Here is an 11,551-nt window from a genome sequence, read left to right as displayed (position 1 = left end):
TGGGGGGGGGGTTTGTTGGTCCCCCTTTTGCTGTGGGGGGCCCATCCCTTCCCCCCCCCCCGCTTCTCTGCCTGAAACGGCAGTGATTCCGTGCGGGAGTCCCGGTTCTCCGGGGCGTTTGACCGCTCACTCTGAGGGGGCCTTGGTCCTCGACAGGAAGAAAGGAGGCCATCGTGGCCAAGAAAATTGAAGGTTACATCAAGCTGCAGGTTGCAGCCGGTGAAGCAAAGCCTGCTCCGCCGATCGGTCCTGCGCTGGGTCAGCGCGGCGTCAACATCATGGAATTCTGCAAGCAGTTCAACGCTGCCACGCAGGAAGTGGAAAAGGGCACGCCGCTCCCCACCGTGATCACGGTCTATGCCGACCGTTCGTTCACCTTCGTCACCAAGACCCCGCCCGCAACCTTCTTCATCAAGAAGGCTGTCGGCATCAAGTCGGGTTCGAAGACCCCGGGCAAGGCTTCGGCCGGCACGATCACCCGCGCGCAGCTCGCTGACATCGCACAGGCCAAGATGAAGGACCTGAACGCGAACGACATCGACGCCGCAACGAAGATCATCGAAGGCTCCGCTCGCGCGATGGGCCTCACCGTGGTGGAGGGCTGAGACCGTGGCCAACCTGACCAAGAAGCAGAAGTCGCTGACCGAAAAGCTGGGCGACAACCAGAAGCTCTATGGCGTTGACGAAGCGATCAAGCTTCTCAAGGACCTCAAGAGCGCCAAGTTCGACGAAAGCCTCGAAGTTTCGCTGAACCTCGGCGTAGACCCGCGCCACGCCGACCAGATGGTCCGCGGCATGGTTTCCCTGCCTTCGGGCACGGGCAAGGACGTGAAGGTCGCCGTGTTCGCTCGTGGCGACAAGGCTGAAGCCGCTCTCGCCGCTGGCGCTGACAAGGTTGGTGCCGAAGACCTGCTGGAAGACATGCAGAACGGCAACCTCGACTATGGCCGCGTGATCGCAACGCCGGACATGATGGGCATCGTCGGTCGTCTCGGTAAGGTGCTGGGTCCGAAGGGCCTGATGCCTAACCCGAAGCTGGGCACCGTCACTCCGAACGTCGCTGATGCGGTCAAGGCAGCCAAGAGCGGCCAGATCGAATTCCGCGTCGAAAAGGCCGGCATCATCCACGGCGGCATCGGCAAGCTCTCGTTCTCGGACGAAGCACTGCGCGCCAACTTCGACGCGTTCGTCGACGCGATCGTCAAGGCGAAGCCCGCTGGTGCCAAGGGCAAGTACGTCCGCAAGGTCGGTCTGTCCTCGTCGATGGGCCCGGGCCTGAAGATCGACGTTGCGCAGGTGCACGGCGGCTGAGACTGACGTGTGTTCCCGCGAAGGCGGGAACCTCGTGCAGCAAGGCACAAGAAAAAGAAGGCCGGGGAGGGAAACCTCTCCGGCCCTTTTTCTGTGTGTCGAAGGCGTATAGGAGCGGGGAATGCCCGACGCCGAGACTTCGACAAATCCTGTAACGATTGCCCGCCTGCAGGTGGAGGCATTGATCCCGCCGGAAAAGCGCGGTCCCGGCTGGGACCGGCACTGGCGCGAACTCGAAGCCTATGCCGATGCTGCGCTGGAAGGCGCGGTGGGGGACTGGACCGTCAATCCGCCACGCGGCTGAGATTCGCCAGCGTATAGCATTCTACCACCAGACTGATCGCACGCCCGTCCGCCAGCTTCAGTACGGCCCTGTGTGACAGCACCGTCCCGACGGGGCATTCCGCCGTCCGTCCGCGCTGCGATCCTAGTCGCTCGCGTCGGAAGCCCAGCGGGGCGACGACTTTGCCAAAGGGCGTATCGCTGGTTTCCAGTGTGCGGTTCATCTCCGGCGTAAGCCGCGCTGGCACGTACCAGTTGTGCGCGACGGAAAGCACAGTGCCGCCGCACGCCAGTCTTACATGGCGGTAACGCACCGCATCTCTTTCGCTCAACCCAAGCGTCGCGCGTATGGCAGGAGATGCGGGGGATTGCGCGGTCCGGTCCGCCAGTGCGCGGATGACAGGAGGATCGGCTATCCCGCGCGCATCGCACCATTGCCCCAAGGCCACGGTGGCGCTGTCGTTCGCGGCAAGCGCTTGCTCAAAGGCGGGCAGTGCAGGCGTCGTGCACCCGCCAAGCAGAATCAGGGGTAGAAGCGATTCAGGGCGCAGGCGCAGCGACCGGCTCCGGCAGACGACGCGCCGTAATGATCTTCACTGACTTGGCCAGAATCTGCCCGCGCATGATCCCTTCACCCTCGGTTTCAGAAATCGGCGCGGCGAAGATGGCCTTCACCACATCCATACCTTCGATGACCTGCCCGAACGCCGCATAACCGGCCTTGGCTTCAGGATCAGTGGATTCGGGTTGCGCATCCAGCCCCGGCTGATCCGACACCATGATCGAGAAATCGCCCGTGGCAGTGCCGGGCGCATATCGCGCCATCGACAGGGTTCCAGCCTTGTGCAGGATACCGGTTTGGTCGGTCGGCTCATGCGCGATCGGCGGCAGATTTCGTTTCGGATCGCCGCGCGTGCCTGCCTGAATCAGACCATTGGGCTGTTCGCCCCATTTCAGGTGCATCGCGCGGTAGAACACCGTGCCGTCGAACCGCCTGGTTTCGGCATAGCGGACGAAGTTGGTCGCGCTGGCAGGCGCGCGCTTCACGTCGAGTTCCACCACGATGCGGCCCGCCTCGGTTTCCAATGCCACGCGCACTTTCTCGGGCAGGGGAGCCTTGGATGGAGCGGGGTAAGCCGCCGCTGCCGGACGCGCGGGCGCAACGCGCTTCTTCACCGGCGCAGCAGCCACCAGCATCACGGCCAACGGGGCCAACATAGCATAGCGTCTCGAAAGCATCGCCTCAGATCCCCCCTGCCACCGGTGCCCGGCCCAGCGAGCTCAGGCCTTGCTCCAGCACGGATGCGCAAGCGCCAAGTTGCTCGTCACTGACCGAGCGGATCACGAAGTTCGCGCCCGTCTTGCCTTCACGGAAAAAGGGATAGCTGCCAATCTGAACGCCTTCGAACGCTTTCTCCGTTTCGCGCAGCAGGTCCGCAATCTCGCTTTCCGCCACCCAGCAGCCGATCGTGGTGGACAGCAACGGTAGCCCGCCTTCCAGTTGTCCGGTCAGACCATCCAGCATCTGTGCAGTGATGCCCGGCACCCCGGCCATCAGGAAGACGTTGCCTACGCGAATGCCCGGCGCGCCCGAAACGCGGTTCTCGATAAGGTCTGCGCCATCGGGCACGCGCGCCATGCGCAGCCGCGCATCGTTCAGCCCGCCGCGCGTGGCATAGTAGCTTTCAAGAATGGCCCGCGCTTTGGGGTGGATCACAACCGCCACGCCCAGCGCCGCCGCAACGGCGTCCACCGTGATGTCATCATGCGTGGGGCCGATACCGCCGGTGGTGAACAGATAGTCGTTGCGCGCCCGCAGCGTGTTCACAGCCTCGATTATGGCGTCCATATCGTCGGGCACCACACGAACTTCGCGCAGGCGGATGCCTTGTACGCCCAGCCATGTCGCCACTTGCGCAATATTCTTGTCCTGCGTGCGGCCGGAAAGGATTTCGTCGCCAACCACCACCAGCGCGGCGGTCCAGATGCGGGATTCGGTGTTCATATGCGGCAGGGATACCGCATGGCCCGCCGCCGCAAAAGCGCTATTCGGCGGCTTCCATCTCCCCTTCGTGCAGCAGCCCGTTGGGGGCCGCCGGTCGGGCATGATCAAACTGCAATACGCCATCCTCGATCGGATCGTCGCGCATCCACGTCCTGTCGCGCACATAGTCCTGATTCAGTCGCCAGCGCATGTCGCTGGCCGATTTTGGCAGCAGATGTCGGGCCCGCTCGATGTAGCCGGAGGAGAAGTCGTAGATATTGTCCTCATCAAGCTGGTGGTTGGGCGCGAGCTTGGGCACCGCGACCTCCATCCCCTTCGCCTTCATCGCGTTCAGCACATCGCAGACATAGCGAGCATTGATATCGGCACGCAGCGTCCACGAAGCGTTGAGGTAGCCGAACACCGCCGCCATGTTCGGCACGTTCGAGAACATTGCGCCCTTGTAGTAATACCGGTCCGCGAAATCGACCGGCACACCATCCACGCTCAGCGCGATCTTCCCGGCCATGACCATTTTCAGGCCGGTCGCCGTGACGATCACATCGGCGTCAAGATGCTGCCCGGACTTGAGCCTGATGCCAGTGGCGTCGAAGCGATCGATATGGTCGGTCACCACGCTGGCCTTGCCCGCCCGGATCGCTTCGAACAGGTCGGCGTCCGGCACCAGGCAAAGCCGCTGGTCCCACGGATTATAGGGCGGGGTGAAGGCTTTCTCGTCGTATTTGTCGCCCAGTGCCGCCTTGATCCGCTTGGTCAGGAACTGCTTGACCTTTTCCGGCTGGGTGCGTGCCTTTTTGAACACGAGGTTCTGCAGGCGCACGTTCTTGAACCGCGTGATGCGATAGGCCAGTTCTGCCGGCAGGAACTTGCGCAGGAAATTGGCGATACCGTCCTTTGCGGGCCGAATGCCATACCAAGTCGGCGTCCGTTGCAGCATCGTCACGTGCGCGGCCTTGTCAGCCATCGATGGCACGATGGTAACCGCTGTGGCGCCTGATCCGATCACCACCACGCGCTTGCCGGTGTAATCGAAATTATCCGGCCAGAACTGCGGATGAATCACCTTACCGGTAAAGTCCTCGCGCCCCGCGAAAGTCGCCTCATAGGGCTTGTCGTAATCATAATAGCCCGAGCCGAGATAGAGCCAGCGCGCCGTCATCCGGCGATGTTCGCCATCGCCGCTTTCCAGCAGGACTACCCACTGCGCCGTTGTACTGTCGAAATCCGCGCTGAGAACTTTGCTGTCGAAGCAGATGTGGCGCCGAATATCGCGCTCATCCGCAATACGGTTGAGGTATTCGAGGATCGAAGGGCCATCCGCGATGGATTTCTCATGCCGCCAAGGCTCGAACACGAAGCCCAGCGTGTGCATGTCTGAATCCGACCGCACGCCCGGATAGCGGAACAAGTCCCATGTCCCGCCGATCTTGTCCCGCCGCTCGACAATGGCATAGCTGCGATCAGGGCAGAGCATTTGCATATGCGCGGCCATGCCGATGCCGGAAATGCCCGCGCCGACGATCAAGACGTCAACGTCCGGCTTCGCGCCTGCTGCGATGGAGGGCTGGTATGCTCCCACGGCGATCTCTCCAAGTTATATTTACAGCGATGTTAGCACGTTCTTCCGTGATTGCGAGTCCCGCTCGCATTTGCCACTGATCGCAACATGACCGTGATTGCTGCCCGCCGCTATTGCAATGGTGCCATTGCCGAACCGAACCTCGTGCTAGACGGCAACTCGCTCGCCCCCTTGCCCGCAGGCTCTTTCGACTGGATCGGACTGTGCGAACCCACCGCAGCAGAGATGGAACTGGTGCAACGGCAGTATGCTCTGCATCCGCTGGCGGTAGAGGACGCGCTCAATCCTCGCCAGTTGCCCAAGGTTGAGGTCTACGGCCGAACACTGTTTGTCGTGGCGCGCACGGCGGAACTCGCAGGCGAAGAGGAGATCGCCTATGGTCAGACCGCGTTCTTCGTCGGCCCGGGTTATCTGATCACGGTCCGCTTCGGCAGCACCCGCGCCCATGTTGATCTGCGCACCCAGATCGAGATGCAGCAGGATCGCCTTGCCGAAGGGCAGGATTACATTCTTCATGCCGTGCTCGATTTCATCGTCGATGGCTATCTTCCGCTGCTCGATCAACTGGATGATGTGGCCCAGCAGATGGAGGAAGCCGCCATTGATGTGTTTCCCGAACAGGCCGTGATCCGCCGAATCTTCCGCCTGCGTCGCCAGCTTCGCCGGTTCGAACGGGTGATCGGGCCTATGGAGGAAATGTGCGAACGGTTGGTCGTGGCTGACTTGCCCTGCATCGATCCCGAAGCGCGCATCTGGTTCCGCGACGTTCTCGATCACGTCCGCCGCACGATGGCGCGGATGCAAAGCCTGAAAGAGACGTTGGCGGCCATCGTAGAAACCGCCAGCCTGCTCGAACAGCACCGACAGGGCGAGATGACCCGCGCACTGGCCGCCTGGGCAGCGATCCTTGCCGTGCCAACAGCCATCGCGGGGATCTACGGCATGAACTTTGAATACCTGCCCGAATTGCAGTGGCGTTACGGCTACTTCGCGGTCTGGGGCGTAATCATCACGATTTGTGGCGGGCTGTGGCTACGCTTCCGTCGCATAGGCTGGCTTTGAGAGTCTGTTTGAAAATTCGCTGAGGGCGAATTTTGCGGCACCAGCCCACTCCCCCGCCGGGCCACCCACGCAAGTATCCTGAATGGGTGGCCGGGGGGGGGAGTGGGCTGGTGCCGGAATGAAAATGCCTTTCAGGGCATTTTTCAAACGGACTCCCCATGTGGAAAATCGGCGGCTTTCCGATTGTGACGGAAGCATTGCTGCCCTAGTGGGCGATTTCTGCGGAGGCGAGTCGCTCGTTCCCCGCGCCACGGCAATTCGGGAAGCATAGCGATGTTCGGCTGGTTTCAGCGCCTTCTGCCCCAATCGGGCGATTTCTTCGGCATGTTCGAACGCCACGCTGCGGCCTGCGTCGATGCTGCCGATGCTTTGGCAAAGCTTACCCGTGCGCAGGGCGATTCCTCACAGTGGATCGGCAAGATCCGGGATCGTGAACATGACGCGGACGACGTGATCCGCGAAGTGCTGTTCACGGTCCGCCGCACCTTCCTCACGCCGTTTGATCGCGGCGCCATCACGTCGCTGATCGGCGCGATGGACGACACCATTGACGAGATGCAGGCCGCAGCCTCGGCAATCGAACTCTACGAAATCGTCGGCTTCGAACCGGAAATGTCGGCGATGGCCGACAAGATCGTCGAAGCTGTCGGTCTGATCGCCGAAGCCATGCCGCTGCTGCGCGATATCGAACGCAACGGTGGCCGCCTTCACGCGCTGACCGAACGCATCGTCAAGCTGGAAGGAGAGGTGGACCTGATCCATCAGGCGGGCCTCAAGGCCAATTTCCAGCGCCACCGCGCCGATGGCGATCACATCGCCTTCATCGTCTCGCGCGAGATTTTCAAGCACCTCGAAAAGATCGCCGACGCTTTCGAAGATGTCGCGAACGAGATCGACGCGCTGGTCATCGACCACGGCTGATGGCCCGGCGGAGCTGATCCGATGCACGAACTTGCTTTTCCGCTGCTGGTCGGCCTCATCGCACTGGCGCTGGCGTTCGACTTTCTCAACGGCTTGCACGATGCGGCCAATTCCATTGCAACCGTGGTATCTACCCGGCTGCTCTCGCCAATGGCAGCAGTGCTGTTTGCGGCAGCGGGCAATTTCGGGGCCTATTGGCTGGTCGGGCTGCATGTTGCCGATACCATCGGCAAAGGCATCATCGACAAGGACATCGTTACCCCGGCGGTCGTTTTCGGCGCGCTGGTCGGCGCAATGTTCTGGAACGTCGTCACCTGGCTTAAAGGCATTCCTTCATCTTCCAGCCACGCCTTGATTGGTGGGTTGCTGGGCGCGGGTGTGGTGCATGGCGGATTTGATGCTATCGAATCCAAGAAGACCATCGAAACCTTTGTTGCCATCTTCATGTCACCGATGATCGGCTTTGCGCTGGCCATGCTGTTCGTGCTGCTGACCAGCTGGCTGTTCCGGGGCTTCATGCCGCGTCGCGCGGAAGGCGTGTTCAAGGGAATGCACCTTCTATCGTCGGCCGCCTATTCGATCAGCCACGGCGGCAACGATGCGCAGAAGACGATGGGCATTATCACCGTGCTGCTCTATTCCACCGGCTACCTGAAGGGCGAATTCCACATTCCCGAATGGGTCGTGCTGTCGTGCTATCTGGCCATTTCGCTGGGCACGATGTCTGGCGGGTGGAAGATCATCAAGACGATGGGAACCAAGATCACCCCGCTCAATCACCACACCGGCTTCTGCGCTTCGTCCGCAGGATCGATCGTGGTGTTCGGCGCCAGCGCGATGGGCATTCCGGTGTCGACCACGCACGCCATCACCGGCAGCGTGATCGGCACGGGCGCTGCACGCAAGGCGAGCGCGGTGCGCTGGGGCGTGGCCAAGCGCGTGGTGACCGCGTGGTTCATCACCATTCCCGCCAGCGCGGCGGTCGGCGCGGCGTTCTACCTGCTTACCCGCCTGTTCTGATCGTTTCGCCAACCGTCACCGTGTTTGAGGCAGGTGGCGGTTTGCGGAACAGCGGCACGCGCTTGACCCACAGTTTCAGCGCTTCCCAGTGGATGCCTGCGGTGACTTTCAGCGTCGCCAAGGGATGGGTCAGGGCTGTGCGCAGCAATGCGCCATCGGTGATGTCGGCCCGCCGCGCTGTGTGAACGGCGGACAGGACCGGGCCGTTCAGATCCGACACGGTAATCCCGATAGCCAGCTTTTCGTCCGGCAGGCTCACGCGGAAGACGTATTCCATTGCCATTGGCAGGAATGGCGAAACGTGAAAGCGCTTGGGCTCAGACTGATGCAGCGCAGTCTTGCCGGGTTGCGCGGCGATTACATAATGGTGCCGTTCGCCAAACGTATTGGACACTTCGTAAATCACCGCGCTGAGCGCGCCGTCCGCACTGTGGCAGAACCATGTGCTCAGCGGATTGAAGGCATAGCCCAGCAGGCGCGGCATGGTCAGCAGACTGATCGAGCCGCCATCCGGTTCGATCCCGGCAGCCGTCATCAGATCTTCGGCATGGGCGCGCAGACCTTTGCCTCTGATGTAGTCTGCATCATGAAACGCAAACAGGTTGAAGCGGTTGCGGGAAAACAGTCGCAACCGACCGGTCAGTTGATCGATATCGTCGATATCCAGCAGAAGATGAAACACGCGATAGCGCAGCACATGCCTTACCGGCTTCAAACGCCGATGCAGCACCTGCCCGTGATAAAGCGCGTGCGCACCGCTGGTCACGCTGGTTCCAGCACGCGGCGATCGGGCAGGCTGGCATCGCGTGTCACATGAATGCGCCCTGATTCGTTCTCGACCTGCCAAGGGCGGCGCACTCCGCCCAGTTGCTCGGCCACGGCCAGGCCGGACTGAAGCCCATCCTCATGGAATCCCGCTCCGAACCACGCGCCGCAGAACCATGTATTGCGTCTTCCCTGAAGTGCCCACAACCGGCTCTGAGATGCACCTGCCTGCGCATCGAACACCGGATGATGGTATGTGCCGCGCCACAGGACGCACTCAGGAGCCGGCTGGACCAGTGGGTTCAGCGTAACGAAGAAATCGCGGCTTGTCGGCAGGTGCTGCAAACGGTTCATCCAGTAGGTGACCGAAAGCTGATGCCCTTTCGCCCCTCGCTGTGCTGCATAATTCCAAGCCGACCAGACCTTGCGCCTGCGGGGCATAAGCGTGGAGTCGCAATGCAGCACCGCTTCGTTCCGGCGGTAGGGAAATGCACCCAGCAGCCGCGTTTCCAGTGCATCAGGATCTGCCAACATTTCCAGCGCCTGATCGGCGTGAGCAGCGATGACCACATGATCGAACCGTTCCGCGCCATTTCCTGCATGAATTTCAACGCCATCTGGCAAGCGGTGGATATGGCGCACGGGCGAGGACAGCCGCACCCGGTCGGCAAAAGGCCTACTCAATCGCTCCACATACTCGCGACTGCCACCCTCCACGGTGCGCCAGCGCGGGCGTTCGCGGAACTGGAGCAGCCCGTGGTTCTCAAAAAAGCGGATGAATGCGGCGGCGGGATGATGCGGTATGTCGGCGACCGGCGTAGACCAGATCGCGGCGGCCATCGGATAGAGGTGATCGTCACGAAAAGCCGCGCCGCAGCCCAGCCCATCAAGGTAATCGCCAAGGCCAAGCTGGCCCAGTTCCGGCAGATCGCGCGGGGCCGATTTGTAGAACCGCACCAGATCGCGCAGCATCGACCAGAAGCGCGGTGAAACGAGATTGCGCCGCTGCGCAAAAAGGCCGCGAAGATCGCCAGAATATTCCAGCCTCCCCTGATCGAGCGAGACAGCGAACGTCATCACCGTTTCGCGCGTCGGCACATCAAGATGGCGGAAAAGCGCGGTGAGATTGGGGTATGTCCGTTCGTTGTAGACAATGAACCCGGTATCCACCGGCACGCCGTCAGCCAGAACCGTATTGCTGTGGCCCCCCAACCGGTCGTCCGCCTCGAAAACCGTTACCCGGTGGCGCTTGGACAGAAGCCAGGCGGCGGAAAGGCCGGAAATGCCACTCCCGACGATGGCTATGTCCAGCGTCCGATCCTCGCTCGTCAAATCGCAATCCCCCATCGGCTGCGCCACGTATTCCGTAGCGTCCTTACCCGTCCAAGGCTTGTTTTAGAGCGTTCCCGTGGTGACAGGTTGACACACATCACACCCGGATGGCTAGCTGTCCGTCGTGACTTTGCTTTCAGCCGCCGCGGCGCTTGTCGAGCGCCTGCCACTGCCCGATGCGCTGACCCGCGCGGGCGTGAGTTTCATGTGCGACCAGCGCCGCCGCGCGATCCACCGCGACAAGCCGACCGACGCCGCATTTGCCGCATGGATGGCGCAGCGTGCCGTGGCAGAGCATACCGACGCGGCGAACGAGCAGCACTATGAACTGCCGCCACGCTTCTTTGAATTGAGCCTTGGACGACACGCCAAATATTCCTGCTGCCTATACCCCACCGGCACCGAAACGCTTGAACAGGCCGAACTTGCTGCGCTGGAAGCGACCGTAGAATATGCGGCACTGGCCGACGGTCAGGACATTCTCGAACTCGGCTGCGGCTGGGGATCGCTCAGCCTGTTCATGGCAAGCCGTTTCCCCAATGCCCGAATCACGGCTGTGTCCAATTCCCGGCCCCAAGGGGACCACATCCGTGCGCGCGCGGCAGAGCTCGGCATTACCAACCTGACGGTACTGACCGCCGACATGAACCGGTTCCAGCCCGAAGGCCGCTTCGACCGCCTAGTTTCGGTCGAGATGTTTGAACACATGGCCAACTGGCGCGCTCTGCTTGGCCGGATACGCGGTTGGCTGAACCCCGATGGGCGGCTGTTCCTCCACGTCTTCAGCCACGAACGCTACGCATACAGCTTCGATCTTGCCGACAAGTCGAGCTGGATTGCGCAATACTTCTTCACCGGCGGGATCATGCCGAGCCACGGGTTGATCGGACAGTTTGCCGACCTGTTCGAACTGGAAAACCAGTGGCGATGGGGCGGCACGCATTACGAGAAAACCGCGCTCGATTGGCTGGCCCTGTTCGATGCGCGCGCAGGCGAAATCGCGCCGGTATTGCACGCCGTCTATGGCGAAGACACTGCGCTTTGGATGCGGCGCTGGCGGCTGTTCTACCTCGCCACTGCAGGCCTGTTCGGGAATAGCGGCGGCCGCGAATGGGGCGTCAGCCACTGGCTTTTGCGGCCGACTGATTAGGGTCAGGACCTATTAATTGCGCCTTCGAGGTTTGAGGCAAAATGGCCCAGCGCAAGGCGGATGGGCGCGGGAATAGTGGTTCTATTTCAAGGCCATCCAACGCAGTGATGGGCCATTTTGATCA

13 protein-coding genes are annotated in these 11,551 nt (G+C 61.7%); 7 read left to right on the top strand and 6 right to left on the bottom strand.

What is annotated here, in order from left to right; all coding sequences use genetic code 11:
• Positions 1 to 173: 173 nt before the first annotated feature.
• From rplK to ACOVQ0_RS08095, 3 genes are all read left to right on the top strand, one after another.
• Positions 174 to 605 (top strand): 50S ribosomal protein L11, encoded by a 432-nt coding sequence (rplK, locus tag ACOVQ0_RS08105; protein ID WP_168854080.1) that lies wholly within the window; start codon positions 174 to 176, stop codon positions 603 to 605.
• A gap of 4 nt (positions 606 to 609) precedes the next feature.
• The gene (gene rplA / locus ACOVQ0_RS08100) at positions 610 to 1,311 is read left to right on the top strand and encodes a 50S ribosomal protein L1 (RefSeq protein WP_168854081.1); all 702 of its coding nucleotides are present in this window, start codon (positions 610 to 612) and stop codon (positions 1,309 to 1,311) included.
• Positions 1,312 to 1,432: 121 nt separating this feature from the next.
• On the top strand, positions 1,433 to 1,615 hold the full coding sequence (locus tag ACOVQ0_RS08095) for a hypothetical protein (RefSeq protein WP_421882647.1): 183 nt from the start codon (positions 1,433 to 1,435) through the stop codon (positions 1,613 to 1,615).
• Here ACOVQ0_RS08095 and ACOVQ0_RS08090 read toward each other — a convergent pair.
• The 4 genes from ACOVQ0_RS08090 to ACOVQ0_RS08075 all read right to left on the bottom strand — a co-directional run bounded on the left by ACOVQ0_RS08090 (position 1,596) and on the right by ACOVQ0_RS08075 (position 5,177).
• Positions 1,596 to 2,042 (bottom strand): hypothetical protein, encoded by a 447-nt coding sequence (locus ACOVQ0_RS08090; RefSeq protein ID WP_421882644.1) that lies wholly within the window; start codon positions 2,040 to 2,042, stop codon positions 1,596 to 1,598. The two genes, ACOVQ0_RS08095 and ACOVQ0_RS08090, sit on opposite strands and share 20 nt — an antisense overlap.
• A gap of 91 nt (positions 2,043 to 2,133) precedes the next feature.
• Positions 2,134 to 2,811, bottom strand: coding sequence for a peptidylprolyl isomerase (locus tag ACOVQ0_RS08085; RefSeq protein WP_421882641.1), 678 nt, complete (start codon positions 2,809 to 2,811; stop codon positions 2,134 to 2,136).
• Positions 2,812 to 2,836: 25 nt separating this feature from the next.
• The gene (locus ACOVQ0_RS08080; RefSeq protein WP_421882638.1) at positions 2,837 to 3,598 is read right to left on the bottom strand and encodes a competence/damage-inducible protein A; all 762 of its coding nucleotides are present in this window, start codon (positions 3,596 to 3,598) and stop codon (positions 2,837 to 2,839) included.
• Between the two features lie 40 nt (positions 3,599 to 3,638).
• Entirely contained in the window at positions 3,639 to 5,177 is a 1,539-nt protein-coding gene (locus ACOVQ0_RS08075; protein WP_421882635.1) for a flavin-containing monooxygenase, read from the bottom strand.
• An 87-nt stretch (positions 5,178 to 5,264) separates the two neighbouring features.
• On the opposite strand from ACOVQ0_RS08075, the gene ACOVQ0_RS08070 reads away from it, so the two are divergent.
• From ACOVQ0_RS08070 to ACOVQ0_RS08060, 3 genes are all read left to right on the top strand, one after another.
• Positions 5,265 to 6,239 carry a magnesium and cobalt transport protein CorA gene (locus ACOVQ0_RS08070; RefSeq protein ID WP_421882632.1) on the top strand — a complete coding sequence of 325 codons (975 nt, stop codon included), beginning with the start codon at positions 5,265 to 5,267 and terminating at the stop codon, positions 6,237 to 6,239.
• A gap of 273 nt (positions 6,240 to 6,512) precedes the next feature.
• Positions 6,513 to 7,160, top strand: a complete 648-nt coding sequence (locus tag ACOVQ0_RS08065; protein WP_421882629.1) for a DUF47 domain-containing protein — start codon at positions 6,513 to 6,515, stop codon at positions 7,158 to 7,160.
• Between the two features lie 21 nt (positions 7,161 to 7,181).
• Complete coding sequence (locus ACOVQ0_RS08060; RefSeq protein WP_421882626.1) at positions 7,182 to 8,180, top strand: inorganic phosphate transporter; 999 nt, start codon at positions 7,182 to 7,184, stop codon at positions 8,178 to 8,180.
• Here the strand turns inward: ACOVQ0_RS08060 and ACOVQ0_RS08055 are convergent.
• Together ACOVQ0_RS08055 and ACOVQ0_RS08050 are read right to left on the bottom strand one after the other, a co-directional pair.
• Complete coding sequence (locus ACOVQ0_RS08055; protein WP_421882623.1) at positions 8,164 to 8,946, bottom strand: DUF1365 domain-containing protein; 783 nt, start codon at positions 8,944 to 8,946, stop codon at positions 8,164 to 8,166. The genes ACOVQ0_RS08060 and ACOVQ0_RS08055 overlap by 17 nt on opposite strands.
• The gene (locus tag ACOVQ0_RS08050; RefSeq protein WP_421882620.1) at positions 8,943 to 10,304 is read right to left on the bottom strand and encodes an NAD(P)/FAD-dependent oxidoreductase; all 1,362 of its coding nucleotides are present in this window, start codon (positions 10,302 to 10,304) and stop codon (positions 8,943 to 8,945) included. The genes ACOVQ0_RS08055 and ACOVQ0_RS08050 overlap by 4 nt, the downstream gene beginning before the upstream one ends.
• Before the next feature lie 97 nt (positions 10,305 to 10,401).
• Here ACOVQ0_RS08050 and ACOVQ0_RS08045 point away from each other — a divergent pair, with 97 nt between their 5' ends.
• Positions 10,402 to 11,427 (top strand): SAM-dependent methyltransferase, encoded by a 1,026-nt coding sequence (locus tag ACOVQ0_RS08045; protein ID WP_421882616.1) that lies wholly within the window; start codon positions 10,402 to 10,404, stop codon positions 11,425 to 11,427.
• Positions 11,428 to 11,551 lie beyond the last annotated feature (124 nt).

Source organism: Novosphingobium sp., from assembly GCF_049240505.1.
Classification (GTDB): domain Bacteria; phylum Pseudomonadota; class Alphaproteobacteria; order Sphingomonadales; family Sphingomonadaceae; genus Novosphingobium.
Note: the sequence above shows the minus strand (reverse complement) of the source record. Positions and strands in the feature narration are given on the sequence as shown.